The sequence below is a fragment of the Kineococcus sp. GCM10028916 genome, from assembly GCF_042674865.1.
Taxonomy (GTDB): domain Bacteria; phylum Actinomycetota; class Actinomycetes; order Actinomycetales; family Kineococcaceae; genus Kineococcus.
This window is the reverse complement of sequence record NZ_JBHTFM010000016.1, coordinates 1-20,361: the sequence shown is the minus strand read 5'-3', so window position 1 is coordinate 20,361 and position 20,361 is coordinate 1. Positions and strand designations below refer to the sequence as shown.

At 73.3% G+C, this 20,361-nt stretch carries 20 protein-coding genes; 18 read left to right on the top strand and 2 right to left on the bottom strand.

Annotated features, from left to right (window positions below; genetic code table 11):
• Nucleotides 1-47: 47 nt before the first annotated feature.
• Entirely contained in the window at nt 48-611 is a 564-nt protein-coding gene (locus tag ACFQ46_RS13930; RefSeq protein ID WP_380260018.1) for a DoxX family protein, read from the bottom strand.
• 127 nt (nt 612-738) lie between these two features.
• Between ACFQ46_RS13930 and ACFQ46_RS13925 the strand changes: the two genes are divergently transcribed.
• Complete coding sequence (locus tag ACFQ46_RS13925; RefSeq protein ID WP_380260017.1) at nt 739-1,971, top strand: MFS transporter; 1,233 nt, start codon at nt 739-741, stop codon at nt 1,969-1,971.
• On the opposite strand, the gene ACFQ46_RS13920 is transcribed toward ACFQ46_RS13925, so the two are convergent.
• Nucleotides 1,952-2,323 (bottom strand): DUF1844 domain-containing protein, encoded by a 372-nt coding sequence (locus ACFQ46_RS13920; RefSeq protein ID WP_380260016.1) that lies wholly within the window; start codon nt 2,321-2,323, stop codon nt 1,952-1,954. The genes ACFQ46_RS13925 and ACFQ46_RS13920 overlap by 20 nt on opposite strands.
• Before the next feature lie 308 nt (nt 2,324-2,631).
• On the opposite strand from ACFQ46_RS13920, the gene infC reads away from it, so the two are divergent.
• From infC to tyrS, 17 genes are all read left to right on the top strand, one after another.
• Nucleotides 2,632-3,357, top strand: a complete 726-nt coding sequence (gene infC / locus ACFQ46_RS13915; protein WP_380260015.1) for a translation initiation factor IF-3 — start codon at nt 2,632-2,634, stop codon at nt 3,355-3,357.
• An 84-nt stretch (nt 3,358-3,441) separates the two neighbouring features.
• On the top strand, nt 3,442-3,636 hold the full coding sequence (gene rpmI / locus ACFQ46_RS13910; RefSeq protein ID WP_328295725.1) for a 50S ribosomal protein L35: 195 nt from the start codon (nt 3,442-3,444) through the stop codon (nt 3,634-3,636).
• 134 nt (nt 3,637-3,770) lie between these two features.
• Nucleotides 3,771-4,160 carry a 50S ribosomal protein L20 gene (gene rplT, locus ACFQ46_RS13905; protein ID WP_328295726.1) on the top strand — a complete coding sequence of 130 codons (390 nt, stop codon included), beginning with the start codon at nt 3,771-3,773 and terminating at the stop codon, nt 4,158-4,160.
• Nucleotides 4,161-4,215: 55 nt separating this feature from the next.
• Nucleotides 4,216-5,061 (top strand): TrmH family RNA methyltransferase, encoded by an 846-nt coding sequence (locus tag ACFQ46_RS13900; RefSeq protein WP_380260428.1) that lies wholly within the window; start codon nt 4,216-4,218, stop codon nt 5,059-5,061.
• Between the two features lie 55 nt (nt 5,062-5,116).
• On the top strand, nt 5,117-6,256 hold the full coding sequence (locus tag ACFQ46_RS13895) for an ATP-binding protein (protein ID WP_380260014.1): 1,140 nt from the start codon (nt 5,117-5,119) through the stop codon (nt 6,254-6,256).
• 99 nt (nt 6,257-6,355) lie between these two features.
• The gene (gene pheS / locus ACFQ46_RS13890) at nt 6,356-7,540 is read left to right on the top strand and encodes a phenylalanine--tRNA ligase subunit alpha (protein ID WP_380260013.1); all 1,185 of its coding nucleotides are present in this window, start codon (nt 6,356-6,358) and stop codon (nt 7,538-7,540) included.
• The gene (gene pheT, locus ACFQ46_RS13885; protein ID WP_380260012.1) at nt 7,540-10,113 is read left to right on the top strand and encodes a phenylalanine--tRNA ligase subunit beta; all 2,574 of its coding nucleotides are present in this window, start codon (nt 7,540-7,542) and stop codon (nt 10,111-10,113) included. The genes pheS and pheT overlap by 1 nt, the downstream gene beginning before the upstream one ends.
• Complete coding sequence (locus tag ACFQ46_RS13880; protein WP_380260011.1) at nt 10,106-10,915, top strand: SDR family NAD(P)-dependent oxidoreductase; 810 nt, start codon at nt 10,106-10,108, stop codon at nt 10,913-10,915. Before pheT ends, ACFQ46_RS13880 begins: the two co-directional genes overlap by 8 nt.
• A 48-nt stretch (nt 10,916-10,963) precedes the next feature.
• Complete coding sequence (gene argC, locus ACFQ46_RS13875) at nt 10,964-12,022, top strand: N-acetyl-gamma-glutamyl-phosphate reductase (protein WP_380260010.1); 1,059 nt, start codon at nt 10,964-10,966, stop codon at nt 12,020-12,022.
• The gene (gene argJ, locus ACFQ46_RS13870) at nt 12,019-13,185 is read left to right on the top strand and encodes a bifunctional glutamate N-acetyltransferase/amino-acid acetyltransferase ArgJ (protein ID WP_380260009.1); all 1,167 of its coding nucleotides are present in this window, start codon (nt 12,019-12,021) and stop codon (nt 13,183-13,185) included. Before argC ends, argJ begins: the two co-directional genes overlap by 4 nt.
• Nucleotides 13,182-14,093, top strand: coding sequence for an acetylglutamate kinase (gene argB / locus ACFQ46_RS13865; RefSeq protein ID WP_380260008.1), 912 nt, complete (start codon nt 13,182-13,184; stop codon nt 14,091-14,093). The genes argJ and argB overlap by 4 nt, the downstream gene beginning before the upstream one ends.
• Before the next feature lie 17 nt (nt 14,094-14,110).
• Nucleotides 14,111-15,361, top strand: a complete 1,251-nt coding sequence (locus tag ACFQ46_RS13860) for an acetylornithine transaminase (protein ID WP_380260007.1) — start codon at nt 14,111-14,113, stop codon at nt 15,359-15,361.
• Nucleotides 15,358-16,278: an ornithine carbamoyltransferase gene (gene argF / locus ACFQ46_RS13855; RefSeq protein ID WP_380260006.1), complete on the top strand. Its 921-nt coding sequence runs from the start codon at nt 15,358-15,360 to the stop codon at nt 16,276-16,278. The genes ACFQ46_RS13860 and argF overlap by 4 nt, the downstream gene beginning before the upstream one ends.
• Nucleotides 16,275-16,829, top strand: coding sequence for an arginine repressor (locus ACFQ46_RS13850; RefSeq protein WP_380260005.1), 555 nt, complete (start codon nt 16,275-16,277; stop codon nt 16,827-16,829). Before argF ends, ACFQ46_RS13850 begins: the two co-directional genes overlap by 4 nt.
• Nucleotides 16,829-18,271: an argininosuccinate lyase gene (gene argH / locus ACFQ46_RS13845; RefSeq protein WP_380260004.1), complete on the top strand. Its 1,443-nt coding sequence runs from the start codon at nt 16,829-16,831 to the stop codon at nt 18,269-18,271. The genes ACFQ46_RS13850 and argH overlap by 1 nt, the downstream gene beginning before the upstream one ends.
• Nucleotides 18,256-18,903 carry a DNA-3-methyladenine glycosylase gene (locus ACFQ46_RS13840; protein ID WP_380260003.1) on the top strand — a complete coding sequence of 216 codons (648 nt, stop codon included), beginning with the start codon at nt 18,256-18,258 and terminating at the stop codon, nt 18,901-18,903. Before argH ends, ACFQ46_RS13840 begins: the two co-directional genes overlap by 16 nt.
• A gap of 14 nt (nt 18,904-18,917) precedes the next feature.
• On the top strand, nt 18,918-20,186 hold the full coding sequence (tyrS, locus tag ACFQ46_RS13835; RefSeq protein ID WP_380260002.1) for a tyrosine--tRNA ligase: 1,269 nt from the start codon (nt 18,918-18,920) through the stop codon (nt 20,184-20,186).
• Nucleotides 20,187-20,361: the final 175 nt, after the last annotated feature.

Genomic DNA, 20,361 nt, shown 5'->3' with positions numbered 1-20,361 from the left:
CCCGAAGCGGGGGTCCCGTCGCACGCGACGGGACCCCCGCAGGGGGCTCAGGAGGCGACGGGCGTCCCGGGGCCGTCGGCGGGGGCGTCGGCCGCCTCCTGCGCCTGGGCGTCCGCGGCGACGGTGGCCTGACGCGCCTTGATGGTGCTGTAGGCGCCGACACCGGCCGCCCCCAGGGCCAGGACGGTCGTCCACCCCTTGTTGAAGGCGTGACCGGTGGCCCCGTCGACGCTGAACCGGCCGGGCCCGCCCACGGCCAGCGCGACGGAGGCCAGCCCGAGCACCGCCGGCAGCTCGAAGCCGCCGGAGGTGGCGAAGAACCCGTTGGGCTTGTGCACGAAGACCGCTGCGGCCATCGCGGCCGCCGCGGCGGCGCCGCCGACGGGGGTGGCCAGGCCGAGCGCGAGCAGCGCTCCGCCGCCGGCCTCGGACGCACCGGCCAGGACGGCGTTGCGCTTGCCGGGGCGGAAGCCCATGGCGTGCATGGCGCCCGCGGTGCCTTCGATGCCGCCGCCGCCGAACGCGCCGAACAGCTTCTGGGCGCCGTGGGCGACCAGCGTGCCGCCGATTCCGAGTCGCAGGGCCAGCAGGCCGAGGTCGTTCGATGCCACGAGGGATCCTCCAGGTTCTTGCCGGTTCAAGGTCGTGGCCATTCGACCACCGCCGGGTCGGACGGGCGACGGCGGGTGCGGTGGAACCGTCGGGACCGGGTCGTGACCGGCTGGCACAGTGCAGGACGTGTCCTCCGCTCCACCCACCCGCTCCTTCCGCGTCCCGGCGCTGCTCCGCGCGTTCTCGCCCTACGGCGAGGTCCTGCGGACCCGCGGTGTCCTCCCGCTCGAACTCGTCGGGTCCCTCGGCCGGGTCCCGGCGCTCGCGGCGGGGATCGTCTGCGTCCTGCACGTCGTGCAGACCCTGGGCCTCGGCTACGGCCCGGCCGGGCTGGTGGGGGCGACGGCGACCATCGGCACGGCCGTCAGCTCGCCGTGGCGGGGCTGGGTGGTGGACCGCTACGGCCTGCGGCGGGCCCTGCTGCCGACGGTCTTGGCCCAGGCCGCCTGCTGGTCGGTGGCACCGTTCCTGCCCTACCAGGGGCTGCTGGTGGCCGCCTTCGTCTCGGGCGCGCTGGGACCGCCGGTGTTCACCGTGGTCCGCCAGTCCCTCGCCGTGCTCGTCGCGCCGGAGCGCCGCCGCACGGCCTTCTCCCTCGACGCGGTGCTGGTGGAGTTCTCCTTCATGGTCGGCCCCGCCGCCGGCACGGCCATCGCGCTGACCTCCTCCACGACGGCGGCGATGCTCTGCATCGGTGCGGCGCAGGTGGTCTCGGCGTCGGCGATGTTCGCGCTGAACCCGCCGCTGCGCAGTCCCGGGGGCGACGTCGAGGCGGAGGGTGGACCCGTGGCCGCGTCGGAGCGGGTCTGGACCTCCGCTCTGCTGCTCGCGATGGCCTGCGCCTTCGCCGCCGACCTGGTGCTCTCGGCCACCGACCTCGCCGTCGTCGCCCAGCTGCGCGAGGAGGGCGCGGTCCGCTGGACCGGGCTGGTGCTGGCGGTCTGGGCCGCGGGCTCGGTGGTGGGTGGACTGGTCCACGGGGCGCTGCCGCGCTCGGTGCCCCCGTGGCTGCTGGTGGCCTGCCTCGGCGCGGCGACGGCCCCGCTCGTCCTCGTGCACGGGCCGGTCGGTCTGGCGGTCGGGACCTTCGTCGCCGGGTTGTTCTGCGCCCCGGTGATCAGCGCGACGGTCGACCTCGTCGTGCACGGGGTCCACGAGTCGGTCCGCGGTCGGGCGATGGGGTGGCACGCCGCGGCCACCACGGTCGGGGCGGCGGTCGGGGCCCCGTTCGCGGGCGCGGTCAGCGACGCGGCCGGTCCGGGCACCCCGTTCCTCGTCGTCGGTGTCCTGGGGGTCTGCGCGGGAGCGGCGACCGCCGTGGTCGCCGCCCGCGTGCAGCTCAGACCACGCTTCCCGTGAGCCGTTCGCCGGGGCCCTTGCCGGGCTCGTCGGGAACGGCGGAGGCCTCCCGGAAGGCGAGCTGCAGCGAGCGCAGCCCGTCGCGCAGGGACCGCGCGTGCTGGCCGCCGACGTCCGGGGCGGACGTGATGACGAGACCGGCGAGGGCGGTGATGAGGATGCGGGCCTCGGCGAGGTCGAGGTGGTCCTCCGCGTCCTGTCCTTCGGCCAGTCCGCACTTCACGGCGGCGGCGCTCATGAGGTGCACGGCAGCGGTCGTGATGATCTCGGCGGCGGGGACGTCGGCGATGTCGCGGGCGGCCACCGCGCCGGTTCCGCCGAGATCGTCACCTGGAGTCGTGTCAGCTTGCATGCTGATACCCTGACAGGCGACCGACCGGCACACGTCACCGGTCCACGATCTGCGGGGCTTCGACGCTCCCAGGCTGCGGACCGGTCTCGCAGGGCCGGCACGTGAAGCGGAGGCCTCCTCCCACCCCCGGTGCTCACCGCGCCGAGGGTCCCGGTCCGCGCTCCTCCCCGGAGGGGCGCCGTGCTCCTCTCCGGAGGAGCGCAGCGACGCCCGTCGTCGTCGTGTCCTCGTGGGCACGCCGTGGACGTCCAGGTGTCGTCGGAACCGGCAAGGCCTCCGTCTCACGTCCGAGCACGGGGGCCTTCCTCGTGTCCGGCGGCCCCACGACGACGAAGGAGCAGCACATCAGCGAGCCCCGCATCAACGACCGCATCCGTGTTCCCGAGGTGCGGCTCGTGGGCCCCAACGGTGAACAGGTCGGCATCGTGCGCGTCGAGGACGCGCTGCGGCTGGCGGACGAAGCAGGCCTCGACCTGGTCGAGGTCGCTCCCACGGCGCGACCGCCGGTCTGCAAGCTCATGGACTTCGGCAAGTTCAAGTACGAGTCCGACATGAAGGCCCGCGAAGCCCGCAAGAACCAGTCGAACACGATCCTCAAGGAGATCCGTTTCCGGCTCAAGATCGACCCGCACGACTACGCCACCAAGAAGGGGCACGTCGAGCGGTTCCTCAAGGCCGGGGACAAGGTCAAGGTCATGATCATGTTCCGCGGACGTGAGCAGTCCCGCCCTGAGATGGGCTTCCGGCTGCTGCAGCGCCTCGCGGAGGACGTCGCCGAACTGGGCGGGGTGGAGAGCTCGCCGCGCCAGGACGGCCGCAACATGGTGATGGTCATCGGGCCGCACAAGAAGAAGGCCGAGGCCAAGGCCGAGGCCAAGGCCGAGGAGAAGCGCCGCAAGGACTCCGAGGACGCCGCGGTCGCCGAGGAGGCTCCCACGGAGCAGTCGCAGCCCGCCGCCGAGCCGGAGACCGCCACGCAGCCGGAGACGGTGGCCGAGGTCGCACCGGACGAGACGGCCGCGACCGCGTCCTGACGTCGAGGCCCGCGGGACCGTGAGGTTCCGCGGGCACCCGCCAGACACGCCGGGGGACACCCCGGCACGAACACAGGAGAAGACGTGCCCAAGAACAAGACCCACTCCGGCGCCAAGAAGCGTTTCCGCATCACCGGCACCGGGAAGGTCATGCGCGAGCAGGCCAACAAGCGCCACCTGCTCGAGGTCAAGTCGAGCAAGCGGACCCGTCGCCTCTCGGTCGACCAGGTCGTCTCGCCCGCGGACGTGAAGAAGATCAAGAAGCTCCTCGGCCGCTGAGCCTGCAGACCTGACGCGAGGCCGGTCCACCGACCGGCACCGCGACGACCCCGACCACCGCGGGCGCGCGACCTGAGCACACGACGTGACCAGGTCCCGCCGCCGCCCGCGACCCGACCAGCTAGGAGTACCCCGTGGCACGCGTGAAGCGCGCAGTCAACGCCCAGAAGAAGCGTCGTACCGTCCTCGAGCAGGCCAGCGGCTACCGCGGCCAGCGCTCGCGGCTGTACCGCAAGGCGAAGGAGCAGGTCACCCACTCCCTCGTCTACGCCTACCGCGACCGCAAGGCGCGCAAGGGCGACTTCCGTCGTCTCTGGATCCAGCGCATCAACGCTGCGGCGCGCGCCGACGGCATGACGTACAACCGCTTCATCCAGGGCCTCAAGGCCGCTGAGATCGAGGTCGACCGTCGCATGCTGGCCGAGCTCGCCGTCTCCGACCCGGCCGCCTTCAGCGCGCTGGTGACGACCGCCAAGGCTGCGCTCCCGGTCGCCCCCGTGGCCGCCGAGGGCACCGCGGCCTGAGCACGCCGAACGACTGAGCACCCTGAACGACACCGAACGCCCGGCCGTGGCGCACCTGGACCTCCCCCTCCTCTCGAACCCTCGAGCGGAGCGGGTGAAGGCCGTGCGCGCACTGACCGGGCGTTCGGCGCGTCAACGGCACGGTCGGTTCCTCGTCGAGGGTCCGCAGTCCGTCCGCGAGGCCGTCGCCGCAGGCGCCGCCCTCGAGCTCTACGCCAGCGACGGCGCCGCCCGGCGCTACCCGGAGATCCTCGCCGGAGCCCCGTCGCGGACCTGGCTCGTGACCGACGAGGTCCTGGCCGCGATGACCGACACGGTCACCCCGCAGGGCCTCGTGGCCGTCTGCCCCACGACCGCCACCACCCTGGACGAGGTCCTCGCGGCCCAGCCCCGGCTCGTCGCCGTCCTCGACCGGGTCCAGGACCCGGGCAACGCGGGCACCGTCCTGCGGGCCGCCGACGCGGCCGGCGCCGACGCCGTCGTCCTCACCCAGGGCAGCGTCGACCCGTTCAACCCCAAGTGCGTCCGCTCGACGGCCGGCAGCCTCTTCCACCTCCCCGTGGTCGTCGGCGTACCGCTCGCCGACGTCGTGACGGCTCTGCAGCGCAACGGGTCCACCGTGCTCGCCGCCGACGGCGGGGGCGAGGCGGACCTCGACGACCTGGCCGACGCCGCGGCCACGGGCAGCACCGGGGTGGTCGACCTGCGGCGCCGGACGGCGTGGGTCTTCGGCAACGAGGCGGCCGGCCTCGACGACGCCGGGCGGGCGCTCGCCGACGCCGTCGTCCGGGTGCCGTTGCACGGGCGCGCCGAGAGCCTCAACCTCGCGACGGCCGCCGTCGTCTGCCTCTACGCGAGCGCACGGGCCCAGCGGCGCGACAGCGCGAACCGCCCGGGCTGAGGCGGTCCGACGGCGCTGGGCTGGTGCCTGGTCCCGCATGCCCTAATGTCGCACCGTGCCCGAGGCGAGGGGGAGCGCCGAGGCCGCGCAGTCGGCCCCGCTCCTCACCCTGCCCGTGGACCGTCCGCCGCTGACGCTGGACGACCTCCCCGACGCCATCGTGATCATCGACGGTGACGGCGCGACGGCCGACCTGAACACCGCCGCCGAACGGCTCCTCGGCCGCTCCCGGGCCGAGCTCGTCGGGACACCGTTGCGCCGGGCGCTGCCCCTGCAGGACACCTCGGGCCGTCGCTGGTGGGACGTCCTGCGTGGCGGTGACCTCCCCGGGGGCGTCACCGCCGGCGGGCACGGGGAACGCCTCCTGCTGCTGCCGGGCGGTACCGAGCTGCTGGTCACGGCCCGCTTCCACCGCGCCGAGGACGGTTCCCTCGACCGCGCGGTCCTCGCCCTGCGGACCCCGGACGAACGCCGGCGCGCGGAGACGGACACCACCAGCCTCATCGCGACCGTCGCGCACGAGCTCCGCTCGCCCCTCACCTCGGTGAAGCAGTTCACCGCCAGCCTGCTGCGTCGCTGGGACCGCTTCAGCGACGAGCAGAAGCGGCTGATGCTGCAGACGGTCCAGGCCGACGCCGAGCGCGTCAGCCGCCTGGTGGGGGACCTCCTCGACGTCGCCCGCGTCGACGCCGGCCGCCTCACGGTGCACCGCCGCCCGATGGACCTCGCGACGCTCGTGCGCGAGCACGTCGACCGGTTGCGGATGGCCGGCTACGACGACGAACGGTTCGTCCTGACCGTGGCCGCTGACCTGCCCGAACTGTGGGCCGACCCCGACCGGATGGCCCAGGTCGTGACGAACCTCGTCGACAACGCGGTCCGCCACGGCGCCGGCACGGTCGTGGTCGACGTCTCGGTCCTCACCGCGGCGCAGGCCGCCGCGGCCGGTGACGGTCTGGGTGAGGCCCTCGTGCTCGTCGTCGACGACGCGGGCGAGGGCATCCCGGTGGAGAACCGCCCCTACGTGTTCTCGAAGTTCTGGCACGGCGGTGGGCGCAGCGGCACCGGGTTGGGCCTCTACGTCACCCGGGGCCTCGTCGAGGCGCACGGCGGCGACATCGACGTCTCCTCCGCCCCCACCGGCGGTGCGCGCTTCACCGTCCGCCTCCCCGCGGGGGAGCCGCCCACGGTGTGACCGGTCGCGGGCGCATCTGGGAGGATCGGGGCGCGCGGGCCACCCCGCGAGGCAGCCCCGCCCGACGCACCGCACGACCCGAGTGAGGAACGCTCCACGATGGCGCAGCACGAGTCGCCCGACCAGCACCCCGACTCCCAGCCCGGCGAGCCGTCGCCGGTGTCCGAGGCGGCGGTGCAGACCGCGCTCCACGCCGCCCTGGCCGCCGTGGCCGCGGCCGCCGACCTCGACGACCTGAAGGCCGCGAGGCTCGCCCACGCGGGCGACCGCAGTCCGCTGGCCCTGGCCAACCGCGAGATCGGTGTCCTACCCGGCCCCGAGAAGGCCGCGGCCGGCAAACGCGTCGGTCAGGCGCGCGGGCAGCTGAACAAGGCCCTCGCGGCGCGGGCGGAGGTGCTCGAGGCCGAGCACACCGAACGCGTCCTGCGCGAGGAGGTCGTCGACGTCACGCTGCCCTCGCCGCGTCCCGAGGGTGGGGCCCGTCACCCGCTGCCCCTGCTGATGGACCGCGTCGCCGACGTCTTCACGGCCATGGGCTGGGAGGTCGCCGAGGGCCCCGAGATCGAGGCGGAGTGGTTCAACTTCGACGCCCTGAACTTCGACTCCGACCACCCCGCCCGCCAGATGCAGGACACCTTCTTCGTCGCCGACGAGCAGGGGGGCGCGGAGTCGGGACTCGTCCTGCGCACCCACACCTCACCGGTGCAGGCGCGCTCGCTGCTCACCCGCGGTGTCCCGCTGTACGTCGTGTGCCCGGGCAAGGTGTTCCGCACCGACGAGCTCGACGCGACCCACACCCCGGTGTTCCACCAGCTCGAGGGCATCGCCATCGACGAGGGCCTGACCATGGCCAACCTCAAGGGCACCCTCGACACCTTCGCCCGCGCGATGTTCGGTGACGCCGTGGAGACCCGCTGGCGGCCCGCGTTCTTCCCGTTCACCGAGCCGAGCGCCGAACTGGACCTGCGCTTCTCCCTCGGCCGCGACGCCGAACGGGGCTGGATCGAGTGGGGCGGCTGCGGCATGGTCAACCCGAACGTGCTGCGGGCCGCGGGGATCGACCCGGACCGCTACCAGGGTTTCGCCTTCGGGATGGGCATCGAGCGGACGCTGATGTTCCGCAGCGGAGCGACGGACATGCGCGACATGGTGGAGGGTGACGTGCGGTTCAGCCGGGCGTTCGGTGTGGAGGACCTGTCGACGTCCGGGGTCGCCTCCGTGCTCGTGGGCCCCGCCGGTGATCTCGTCGATCCGGGCACCGCGACGGGGGAGGAGAACCTCTGATGCGGATCCCGCTGAGCTGGCTCGCCGAGCACGTGGACCTCGAACCCGGGGCACGCGGCGTCGACGTCGCCGCCTCCCTGGTCAGGGTCGGGTTGGAGGAGGAGGGGCTGCACACCGCCGGCATCGCCGGTCCCCTCGTCGTCGGTCGCGTCCTGGACCTCGTCGGGGAGCCGCAGAAGAACGGCAAGACGATCAACTGGTGCCACCTCGACGTGGGCCCCGAGCACAACGGACCCGAGGGCAACCGCGGGATCGTCTGCGGTGCGCACAACTTCGTCGAGGGTGACCTCGTGGTCGCCGCGCTGCCCGGGGCCGTCCTGCCCGGCGACTTCGCCATCGCTGCGCGCAAGACCTACGGCCACGTCTCCGACGGGATGATCTGCTCCTCGAAGGAACTCGGCCTCGGGACCGACCACGACGGCATCATCGTGCTCACCGACTTCCTGCCCGGGGTCGAGATGACGCCCGGCCAGGACGCCCTCGCCCTGCTCGGCCTCGGTGAGGAGACCGTCGAGGTCAACGTCACCCCCGACCGCGGGTACTGCTTCAGCATCCGCGGCATCGCCCGGGAGTACGCCCACGGCACCCGCCGAGCGGTCGGGAAGGTCCTGCGCGATCCCGTCGACCCCGATGTCGTCGAGGTCCCGGCCCCCACCGCCGACGGGTACCCCGTCCGCCTGGCCGACGACGCCCCGCTGCGGGGTGCGCAGGGCTGCGACCGGTTCGTCGCCCGCACCGTCCGTGGGGTCGATCCGAGCGCCCCGTCGCCGCGGTTCGTGACCGACCGGCTGCGCCAGGCCGGGATGCGCCCGATCTCCCTGGCCGTCGACGTCACGAACTACGTGATGCTCGCGACCGGTCAGCCCCTGCACGCCTACGACCTCGACGCCCTGCAGGGGCAGATCGTCGTCCGCCGGGCCCGCTCGGGCGAGAAGCTCACCACCCTCGACGACGTCGAGCGCACCCTCGACCCCGAGGACCTGCTCATCACCGACGAGGTGGTCGGGGACCCCTCGACGTCACGCGTGCTGAGCATCGCCGGCGTCATGGGCGGGGCCTCGACCGAGGTCTCCGGCAAGACCGTGAACGTGCTCCTCGAGGCGGCCCACTTCGCGGCGGTCAGCATCGCGCGCAGCGCCCGTCGCCACCGGGTGCCCTCCGAGGCCGCCAAGCGCAACGAGCGGGGGACCGACCCGACGATCTGCGCCCGGGCCGCCGAGCTCGCCGTCCGCCTCCTCGTCGAGCACGGCGGCGGCACGGCGGACGTCGCGGTCACCGACGTCGGCGAACCCGCTGCGCCGCGACCCATCACGATGGACGCCGGGTTCCCCGAGCGCATCGTCGGGGTCCACTACACCCCGGACGAGGTCGTGGGTCACCTCACCGAGATCGGCTGCGACGTCACCGTCGACGGCTCCACGTTGACGGTGCTGCCGCCGCCGTGGCGTCCCGACCTCGTCGGCCGGGTCCACCTCGTCGAGGAGGTCGCCCGCCTCGGCGGCTACGACGCCATCCCCTCGGTCCTGCCCGCGGCTCCCGCCGGGACGGGGCTGACGTCGACCCAGCGGGCCCGGCGGTCCCTGGCCCGGGCGCTCGCGGACGAAGGTTTCGTCGAGGTGCTGACGTACCCGTTCGTCGCGCCGGCCGTCCACGACGCCCAGCACCTCCCGGCCGACGACCTGCGCCGCGTCGCGCTCCGGCTGGCGAACCCGCTCTCCGAGCAGCAGCCGCTGATGCGGACGAGCCTCCTCGACTCGCTACCGGAGACCGTGCGCCGCAACGTGTCCCGTGGGCTGCGCGACCTGGCGCTGTTCGAGGTCGGGTCCGTCACCCACCCGCTGCCGGGTGCCGGTCGGGCCGAGGTCCTCGGGGTCGAGCGACGTCCCACCGACGAGGAACTGGCCCGCGTCCAGCGGGCCGTCCCGCCGCAGCCGCTCCACGTGGCCGGGATCCTCACCGGGGCGCGTCGTCGTCCCGGCGCGGTGGGCGACGGCTTCGCCCGCACCGCGGAACCGGCCGGGTGGGCCGACGCGGTCGACGCGGCACGCACCGTCGCGGCCTCCATCGGGGTCGTCGTGGGCGTCGAGGCGGCCGAGCACGCCCCCTGGCACCCGGGTCGTTGCGCGCGGATCGTCACGGCGCAGGGTCACACCGTCGGCTACGCGGGGGAGTTGCACCCGAAGGTCGTCACCGCGCTGGAACTGCCGGCCCGGGCGGCCGCGTTCGAGCTGGACCTCGACGTGCTGCTCGACCAGGTCGGGGCGAGCCTGCAGGTCGAGTCCCTGTCCGGCTACCCGGCCGCGACGCAGGACGTCGCCCTCGTCGTGGACTCCGCGGTCCCCGCCGGGGCAGTGCAGGCGGCGTTGCGCGCCGGCGCGGGTCCGCTGCTCGAGGACGTCCACCTCTTCGACGTCTACACGGGTGCCCAGGTCGGTGAGGGTCGCAAGTCCCTCGCCTTCGCCCTGCGGTTCCGCGCCCCGGACCGGACGCTGACCGCCGAGGAGGCCAGCGCCGCGCGGGACACCGCCGTCGCGGAGGCCGCCGCCCGCACGGGGGCGACGCAGCGTGTCTGACGTCCAGCCCGTCCGGGCCCTCGTGACCGGTGCCACCCAGGGCATCGGTCGCGAGGTCGCCCTGGGCTTGGCCGCGGCCGGGTTCGTCGTGGGGGTGACCGGGCGCACCGCCCGGTTGCTCGACGAACTGGTCGAGGAGATCACCGCGGCCGGGGGCTGGGCCGTCGCGACGGCCTTCGACGTGAGCGACGCCGCGGCGGTCGCGCACGGCGTCCGCGCCCTCGAGCACGAACTCGGCGGGTTCGACCTGCTCGTGCAGTCCCACGGCCGCATCGAGCAGGACGAGGTCCCGCCCTGGGAGGCCGACCTCGCCCAGGTCCGCGCGGTCCTGGAGACCAACGTCCTCGGCGCCTTCCACGTCGTGCGGGCCGTCGTCCCGGGGATGGTCGCGCGCCGCAGCGGTCGCGTCGTGGACCTGAACTCGGGCTCGGCCTCCAAGGACGGCGGGACCCACGCCGCCTACGGGGCCAGCAAGGCCGCCCTGTTCCGGCTCGGCGGTGCGCTCGCCGCGGCGGGTGCGGTGCACGGGCTGCGGGCGTTCGAGCTCTCGCCCGGGGTGGTGCGCACCGCGATGTCGACGGGCATGGCCCAGCACGCCGAACGGACGGAGTGGACCGACCCCGCCGACGTCGTCGCCATGGTCCTGGCGATCGCCCGGGGCGAGCTCGACGCGTGGACGGGACGTTTCCTGCGCGTCGGTGTCGACACCCCGGGGTCGCTGCTGGCGGCCGAGGCGACCCGCACCCCGAACGCACGCCGGCTCACCGTCGCGCCCTACGGCCCGGACGATCCCCTCGCCTGAGTCCGTCCGGCAATGCATGCCTACCCGAGTCGGTGTATGGTCATGCACATGGAACCGGGGAAACGACTGTCGGTCGCCGTCGCAGGGGCCAGCGGCTACGCCGGTGGCGAGGTCCTGCGCGTGCTGCTGAACCACCCGAACGTCGAGATCGGCGCGCTCACCGGCGCCTCGAACGCCGGGACGCGACTGGGGGAGCTGCAGCCGCACCTGCTGCCCCTCGCCGACCGCGTCCTGCAGCCGACGACCCCCGAGGTCCTCGCCGGCCACGACGTCGTCTTCCTCGGCCTGCCCCACGGCACCTCCGCCGCCGTCGCCGCCGACCTCGGTGACGACGTGGTCGTGGTGGACCTGGGGGCCGACCACCGCCTCCTCGACGCCACGCAGTGGGAGCGCTTCTACGGCGGGACCCACGCCGGCAGCTGGCCCTACGGCCTCCCGGAGCTCCCGCTCGCGGGCGGTGGTCGGCAGCGGGAGAACCTGGTCGGGGTCACGCGCATCGCGGTGCCCGGTTGCTACCCGACCGCGGTCACCCTGGCCCTCGCCCCGGGTTTCGCCGCCGGTCTGCTCGACCCCGCCGACGTCGTCGTCGTCGCGGCGTCGGGGACCTCGGGTGCGGGCAAGAGCCTCAAACCCCACCTGCTCGGCTCCGAGGTCATGGGGTCCATGAGTCCCTACGGCGTCGGCGGCGGTCACCGCCACACCCCCGAGATCGAGCAGAACCTCGGCCTCGCCGGCGGTGGCGCGGTGCAGGTCTCCTTCACCCCGACGTTGGCGCCGATGTCGCGGGGCATCCTGGCCACCTGCACCGCACGCCTGGCCCCCGGCGTCGCCGCGGCCGACGTCCGTGCCGCGTGGGAGGCGGCCTACGTCGCAGAACCCTTCGTGCACCTGCTCCCCGAGGGGCAGTTGCCCTCCACGGCCATGGTCCTGGGGGGCAACGCGTGCGCCCTGCAACTCGCCGTCGACGAGCACGCGGGTCGTGTGCTCGTCGTCGCGGCCATCGACAACCTCGTCAAGGGAACCGCCGGAGGAGCCGTGCAATCGGTGAACATCGCCCTGGGCCTGCCCGAGCACGCCGGGCTCACCACCGTGGGAGTCGCCCCGTGAGCGTCACCGCCGCAGCAGGTTTCCGGGCGGCCGGGGTCACCGCCGGTCTGAAGACCTCGGGTCGTCCCGACCTCGCCCTCGTCGTCAACGACGGCCCGCTCGACGCGGGTGCCGCCGTCTACACCTCCAACCGGTGCAAGGCCCACCCGGTGCTCTGGAGCGAACGCGCCAGTGCCGACGGCCACCTCAAGGCGGTGGTCCTCAACTCCGGCGGTGCGAACTGCTTCACCGGCCCGGACGGTTTCCAGACCACGCACGCCACCGCGGAACTCGTGGGTGAACTCGTCGGGTCCGGCGCCGGTGACGTCGTCGTCTGCTCGACCGGTCTGATCGGCGTGGCACTGCCGCGGCAGAAGGTCCTCGACGGTGTCCGCACCGCGTTCGCGGACCTCTCGACCGAGGGCGGGACGGCGGCCGCGACGGCCATCATGACGACGGACACCGTGTCCAAGCAGGCCATCGAGACCGGCGTCGGACCGCAGGGCGACTCCTTCGTCGTCGGCGGCATGGCCAAGGGGGCGGGCATGCTCGCCCCCGGGCTGGCGACCATGCTCGTGGTCCTGACCACCGACGCCGCCGTGGAACCCGCCGACCTGGACCGGGCGCTGCGGGCGGCGACCCGCACGACGTTCGACCGCGTCGACTCCGACGGGTGCATGTCCACCAACGACACCGTCGTGCTGCTCGCCAGCGGCGCCGGCGGCGTCACCCCCGAACCCGCGGTGTTCGACGAGGTCGTCCGCCGGGTCTGCGCGGACCTGGCCCGCATGCTCGTCGGCGACGCCGAGGGCGCCGACCACGACATCGCCATCGAGGTCGTCGGCGCGGCCGACGAGGCCGAGGCCGTCGAGGTCGCCCGCTCCGTCGCCCGGAACAACCTGTTCAAGGCCGCGGTGTTCGGCAAGGACCCGAACTGGGGCCGCGTCATGGCGGCCGTCGGGACGACGTCGGCGCAGTTCGACCCGCAGGCCCTGGACGTGAGCCTCAACGGGGTCGCGGTCTGCGTCGGGGGGACCCCGCACGCCGACCCGGCGACGGTCGACCTCGGACCCCGCGAGGTCCGGGTCGTCATCGACCTGCACGTGGGTTCCGAGACGGCGACGGTGTGGACGAACGACCTCACCCACGCCTACGTCCACGAGAACAGCGCGTACAGCTCGTGAGCGAGACCATCGACCTCGACGACCTCACCGCCTCCGACAAGGCGAGCGTCCTCGTCGAAGCCCTGCCGTGGCTGCAGAAGTGGCACGGCGCCCTCGTCGTGCTGAAGTACGGCGGCAACGCCATGGTGGACGACGACCTCAAACGCGCCTTCGCCGAGGACGTGGTGTTCCTGCGCACGGCCGGCTTGCGTCCCGTCGTCGTGCACGGCGGTGGTCCGCAGATCTCGACCATGCTCGACCGGTTGCAGATCCACAGCGAGTTCCGCGGCGGCCTGCGGGTCACCACGCCCGAGGCGATGGACGTCGTCCGGATGGTGCTCACGGGTCAGGTCGGGCGGGAACTCGTCGGTCTGCTGAACTCCCACGGTCCGCTGGCCGTCGGGTTGTCCGGGGAGGACGCGGGGCTGCTGCGCGCGAAGCGGCGGCACGCGATCGTCGACGGTGAACCCGTCGACGTCGGCCTCGTCGGCGACGTCGTCGGGGTCGACCCGCGCGCGGTCGTCGACCTGCTCGACGCCGGTCGCATCCCGGTCATCTCGACGATCGCCCCCGAGGTCGACGACGAGGGGAACCTGCTGCACGGGCAGGTCCTCAACGTGAACGCCGACACCGCCGCCTCGGCCATCGCCGTCGCGCTGGGCGCCCAGAAGTTCGTGGTCATGACCGACGTGGCCGGGTTGTACCGGGACTGGCCCGACCGGAACTCGCTCGTCCGCGAGATCGCGGCGGAGGAGCTCGCGGACCTGCTGCCGTCCCTGGAGTCGGGGATGGTCCCGAAGATGGAGGCCTGTCTGCGCGCGGTGCGCGGCGGGGTCCCCCGTGCCACGGTCATCGACGGCCGGACGGCGCACTCGGTCCTGCTGGAGGTCTTCACGACCTCCGGCAACGGCACGATGGTCGTGCCGTGAACCCCCAGGGAGTTGACGTGGATCTCGCGACGGCGGCGGAAGCCCTGCCGGTCACCGAAGGCACCGGCGACGCGTGGCTGCAGCGCTACTCGACGTCGGTCATGCAGACGTTCGGCACCCCGCAGCGCGTCCTCGTCCGCGGCGAGGGCTGCCACGTCTGGGACGCCGACGGGAACAAGTACCTCGACCTCCTCGGGGGCATCGCGACGAACGTCCTCGGGCACGCGCACCCGCTGCTGGTCGCGGCCGTCACGGCGCAGCTGACCACGCTGGGGCACGTCTCGAACTTCTTCGCCAGCGCACCGCAGGTGGTTCTCGCCGAACGCCTCCTGGAGGTCTCACGGGCTCCGCAGGGTTCCGCGGTGTTCTTCGCGAACTCGGGGACCGAGGCCAATGAGGCCGCCTTCAAGATGGCCCGCCGCACCGGTCGCACGAAGATCGTCTCGACCCTGGGTGCGTTCCACGGCCGCACCATGGGCGCGCTGGCCCTCACCGCGAAGGAGTCCTACCGGGCACCCTTCGAACCGCTGCCCGGCGGCGTCGAGTTCGTCCCCTACGGCGACGTCGGCGCGCTCGGACGGGCCGTCGACGGCGCCACGGCCGCGGTGTTCCTCGAACCCCTGCAGGGCGAGAACGGTGTCGTCCCCGCGCCGGACGGGTACCTGGCGGCGGCGCGGCGCATCACCGCCGAGCACGGGGCCCTCCTCGTCCTCGACGAGGTGCAGACGGGCATCGCCCGCACCGGTCACTGGTTCGCGCACCAGAACCCCCGCCACGAGGGCGTCGTCCCCGACGTCATGACGCTGGCCAAGGGACTCGGCGGTGGGATCCCGATCGGGGCCGTCGTCGCGTTCGGCCCGGCGAACGCCGCACTCCTCGGCGCCGGCCAGCACGGTTCGACGTTCGGCGGGAACCCGGTCGCCTCGGCCGCCGGTCTCGCCGTCCTGCACGCCGTCGAACGCGACGGGCTGCTCGAGAACGCCGACGCCGTCGGTCGCCACCTGCGGGAGACCGTCACCGCCCTCGGTCATCCCCTGGTCGAAGGAGTGCGCGGGGAGGGCCTGCTGCTGGGGATCGCCCTGACGCAACCCCTCGGCGCTCACGTCGTGGAGGCCGCGCTGGCCCGCGGGTTCATCGTCAACTCCGCCCGACCGGACACGATCCGCCTCGCACCCCCGCTCGTCCTCACCACGGCGCAGGCCGACACGTTCGTGGCCGCCCTGCCCGAGATCCTCGACACCGCGGTCCAGAACGGAGCCTCCTCGTGAGCGTGCGGCACTTCCTCGCCGACGACGACCTCAGTCCCGCCGAACAGGCCGAGGTCCTGACCCTCGCCGCCCGGCTGAAGGCCGACCGGTTCGCGGAGAAGCCCCTCGCGGGTCCGCAGACCGTCGCGTTGCTCTTCGACAAGCCCTCGACCCGGACGCGCGTCTCCTTCAGCGTCGGCGTCGCCGACCTCGGCGGCGTCCCGCTCGTCGTCGACGCCGCGGGATCGCAGCTCGGTCGCGGTGAACCGGTCGCGGACACGGCCAGGGTCCTGGAACGCCAGGTCGCCGCGATCGTGTGGCGGACGTTCTCGCAGGCGGACCTCGAGGAGATGGCCGCGAACTCCGGGGTACCGGTCGTGAACTCCCTCACCGACGACTACCACCCGTGCCAGATCCTGGCCGACCTGCAGACGGTGATCGAGCACAAGGGCGCCCTCGCGGGGCTGACCCTGGCCTACGTGGGGGACGGGGCCAACAACATGGCCCACTCCTACGCCCTGGGTGGGGCCACTGCCGGGATGCACGTCCGGATCGGCACGCCCGGCTCGGACCTGCCGAACCCCGACATCATCGCCCGAGCCCAGGCCGTCGCCGCGACCACGGGCGGGTCCGTCACCGTGACGACCTCGGCCGAGGAGGCCGTCGCCGCCGCCGACGTCGTCGCCACCGACACCTGGATCTCGATGGGGCAGGAGGGGCAGGAGTTCGAACGGTTCCGGCCCTTCTCGCTGACCTCGGCCCTGCTGAGCGGGGCGGAGGACGACGCGATCGTGCTGCACTGCCTGCCCGCCTACCGCGGGAAGGAGATCGACGCCGCGGTCATCGACGGTCCGCAGTCGGTGGTCTGGGACGAGGCCGAGAACCGCCTCCACGCACAGAAGGCGTTGCTCGTCTGGCTGCTCGCGAACTCCCGATGACCTCTCCCACCGGCGCCGGCGCGGGGACGAAGGCCTTCCGGCACGACCGGATCGCCTCCCTCCTCGGTCGGCTGCCCGTGCGCTCCCAGACCGAGCTGGCGACCCACCTCGCCGAGGAGGGGGTGGCCGTCACGCAAGCCACCCTGTCCCGCGACCTCGTCGAACTCGGTGCGGTCAAGGTGCGCGACGGTGACCGCGGACTCGTCTACGCCCTGCCCGCCGAGGGCGGGGACCGCACCCCCCGCAGCGGCATCGGCCAGGAGGTCCTGGACGCCCGGCTCGCCCGCTGGTGCGAGGAACTCCTGGTGAGCGCGGAGGCCTCCGCGAACCTCGTCGTCCTGCGGACCCCGCCGGGGGCCGCGCAGTTCCTGGCGAGCGCGATCGACCACTCGGTGATGCCGACCGTGCTGGGCACGATCGCCGGGGACGACACGGTGCTGGTCATCTCCCGTGCCCCGCTCGGGGGCGACGCCGTCGCCGCCCGCTTCCTGGCGCTGGCCCGCCGGGACAGTTCCACCCCCGAAGACCCCGAGAGCGAAGTGGACGTGTGATGTCGGACGAGAACCAGCAGGGCGAGAAGGGTCTGTGGGGCGCTCGGTTCGCCAGCGGTCCCGCCGCGGCGATGGCGGCGCTGTCGAAGTCCACCCACTTCGACTTCCGCCTCGCGCGCTACGACCTCGCCGGGTCGCGGGCCCACGCCCGCGTCCTGCACACGGCGGGCCTCCTCGACGACGACGTCCTCACGGCGCTGCTCGCGGGGCTCGACGCGTTGGAGGTCGACGTCGTCTCCGGGGCGTTCGTCCCCGCCGAGGAGGACGAGGACGTGCACTCCGCCCTGGAACGCGCCCTCGTGGAACGGGTCGGCGGTGACGTCGGTGGCCGGCTGCGTGCGGGACGGTCCCGCAACGACCAGATCGCCACGTTGCTGCGCATGTTCCTGCGCGACCACGCGAAGCTCATCGCGGGTCTGGTGCTCGACGTGGTCGAGGCGTTGCTGACCCAGGCCGCGGCCCACCCCGGGGCCGCGATGCCGGGACGCACCCACCTCCAGCACGCCCAGCCCGTCCTGCTCGGGCACCACCTCATGGCCCACGCCTGGCCGCTGCTGCGCGACGTGGAGCGGCTGCGGGACTGGGACGCCCGCGCCGCGGTCTCGCCCTACGGTTCCGGTGCGCTCGCGGGGTCCTCCCTCGGGCTGGACCCGGTCGCCGTGGCCCGCGAACTGGGCTTCACCCGCAGCGTCGAGAACTCCATCGACGGGACCGCCTCGCGCGACGTCGCGGCCGAGTTCGCCTTCGTCGCCGCCATGATCGGCGTCGACCTCTCGCGCATCTCCGAGGAGGTCATCGCCTGGGCGACCAAGGAGTTCTCCTTCGTCACCCTCGACGACGCGTGGTCGACGGGGTCGAGCATCATGCCGCAGAAGAAGAACCCCGACGTCGCCGAGCTCGCCCGCGGCAAGGCGGGCCGGCTCATCGGTGACCTGACGGGTCTGATGGCGACCCTCAAGGGACTGCCGCTGGCCTACAACCGGGACCTGCAGGAGGACAAGGAACCCGTCTTCGACGCGGTCGACACCCTCGAGGTCCTGCTGCCCGCCGTCGCCGGGATGATCGCCACCCTGCACTTCCACACCGAGCGCATGGCGTCGCTGGCGCCGCAGGGGTTCGCGCTCGCGACGGACATCGCCGAGTGGCTCGTCCGCCAGGGGGTGCCCTTCCGCGACGCGCACCAGATCTCCGGGGCGTGCGTGCGCCGCTGCGAGGAGCTGTCCGTGGAACTCGGCCGCAGCGTCGAGCTCTGGGACCTCTCGGTGGAGGACCTCGCGACGATCTCTGCCCACCTCACCCCCGAGGTCAAGGACGTCCTCTCGACGGAGGGGTCCTTGTCCTCCCGGGACGGGATCGGTGGCACCGCCCCCATCCGGGTCGCGGAGCAGCTCGAGACCGCGCAGGACGCACTCGCGGGACACCTGGCGTGGGCGCGTCCCTGAGGCTCCCGCGGGAGTTCTACGACCGGGCCGTGACCGAGGTGGCGCGCGACCTGCTGGGCTGCGTCGTGCGCCACGCGACGCCCGCCGGTGTGGTCGGTGTCCGGCTGTCGGAGGTCGAGGCCTACGCGGGGGAGTCCGACCCCGGGTCGCACGCCTTCCGCGGTCGGACTCCCCGCACGGAGGTCATGTTCGGGCCGCCCGGGCACGCCTACGTCTACTTCTCCTACGGCATGCACTGGTGCATGAACCTGGTCTGCGCGGGGGAGGGCACGGCGTCCGCGGTGCTGTTGCGGGCCGGTGAGGTCGTGGAGGGTCTGGAGCTGGCCCGCTCGCGCCGGGTGAGCGCCAAGCGTGACGTCGACCTGGCCCGGGGACCGGCCCGGCTCACCCAGGCGCTCGGGGTGGACCGCGCCCAGAACGGCCTCGACGTCTGCGGTGCGGGGGAGCTGGAGGTCCTCCGTGGCGCTGCGGTCGACGACGTCGACGTCGTGTGGGGACCCCGCGTCGGGGTGGCCGGAGCGGGGGCGCCGACCCCCTGGCGCGTTTCTCTCTCGAACGACCGCACCGTCTCCGACTACCGTGTCGGCGGGCGACGGTCGCCCGGGCCCCCGAAGTCGGGGCGCAGGACCTGAGGAGCCGACGAGTCGTGAGCGACGTCTGGGACGAACTGCAGTGGCGGGGCCTGGTGGCGCAGTCCACCGACGAGGCCGCGCTGCAGGAAGCGCTGCGGACGGGACCGCTCACCTACTACGTGGGCTTCGACCCGACGGCGGCGAGCCTGCACGTCGGCCACCTCGTGCAGGTGCTGACGGCGAGACGTCTGCAGCAGGCGGGGCACCACCCGCTGATCCTCGTGGGCGGGGCCACCGGCCTGGTGGGGGATCCGCGTCCCTCGGCCGAGCGCACGATGAACGACCCGTCGGTGGTCGCCGGGTGGGTGACGGGCCTCCAGGGCCAGATCGAGCCCTTCCTCGACTTCGACGGCCCCGCGGCCGCGACGATGGTGAACAACCTCGACTGGACCGGACCCATGTCGGCCATCGAGTTCCTCCGCGACGTGGGCAAGCACTTCAGCGTCAACCGCATGCTCGACCGGGAGGCGGTGAGCAAGCGGCTCGCGACGACGGGGATCAGCTTCACCGAGTTCAGCTACGTCCTGCTGCAGAGCAACGACTTCCTCCAGCTGCACCGTCGCCACGGCTGCGCGCTGCAGCTCGGTGGCTCGGACCAGTGGGGCAACATCACTGCCGGCTGCGAGCTGGTGCGTCGGGTGGACCAGCAGACGGTGCACGCCCTGGCGACCCCGCTGCTCACCAAGGCGGACGGGACGAAGTTCGGCAAGACGGAGTCCGGCGCGGTCTGGCTCGACCCCGACCTGACGTCGCCGTACGCCTTCTACCAGTTCTGGCTCAACGCCGAGGACGCCAAGGTCGTGGACTACCTGAAGGCGTTCAGCTTCCGCTCCCGCGAGGAGATCGAGGAGCTGGGTCGACAGGTCGTCGAGAACCCCCGAGCCCGGGCGGCGCAGCGTGCCCTGGCCCACGAGGTCACGGCGCTCGTGCACGGTGAGGCGGCCTCCGTCGCCGTCGAGGACGCTTCCGCCGCGTTGTTCGGCGGCTCCGAGCTCGACGGGATCGACGAGCGCATCCTGCGGGGTGCCCTCGAGGAGCTGCCGACAGCGACGCCGGCCGACCGTGACGTGCGCCTGGCGCAGCTCTTCGCCGACACCGGCCTGGCTCCGAGCCTCGGTGGTGCCCGTCGGACCATCGGGGAGGGTGGCGCGTACGTGAACAACACCAAGCTGACCGACCCCGAGGCGACGCTGGCGGACGTGGAGCTCCTCCACGGCCGCTACGCGGTGTTGCGGCGGGGGAAGAAGACCCTGGCTGCGGTGGCACTTCCGTTGCCGCAGTAAATCAGTGGCTGTCGGGGTGACGCGGATTTGCCCTTCGCCCCGACAGCCGCGTACTGTTCCTCATGTCGCCCCGACGGGGCGGAAAACCGGAGCTTCTGAGCTCGGGTGGCCCGCGTCTGGTGGGTGGCGCCGGAAGCCTTGATGGTGGCTGGGTTGCAGTTTGGCCTGGTTGGTG

Excerpts from the sequence above, each read along its gene's own strand:
- ACFQ46_RS13920 (WP_380260016.1), bottom strand. The coding sequence starts at position 2,323 with ATGCAAGCTGACACGACTCCAGGTGACGATCTCGGCGGAACCGGCGCG.
- pheS (WP_380260013.1), top strand. The coding sequence starts at position 6,356 with ATGGCGCAGCACGAGTCGCCCGACCAGCACCCCGACTCCCAGCCCGGC.
- pheT (WP_380260012.1), top strand. The coding sequence starts at position 7,540 with ATGCGGATCCCGCTGAGCTGGCTCGCCGAGCACGTGGACCTCGAACCC.
- argC (WP_380260010.1), top strand. The coding sequence starts at position 10,964 with ATGGAACCGGGGAAACGACTGTCGGTCGCCGTCGCAGGGGCCAGCGGC.
- ACFQ46_RS13850 (WP_380260005.1), top strand. The coding sequence starts at position 16,275 with ATGACCTCTCCCACCGGCGCCGGCGCGGGGACGAAGGCCTTCCGGCAC.
- argH (WP_380260004.1), top strand. The coding sequence starts at position 16,829 with ATGTCGGACGAGAACCAGCAGGGCGAGAAGGGTCTGTGGGGCGCTCGG.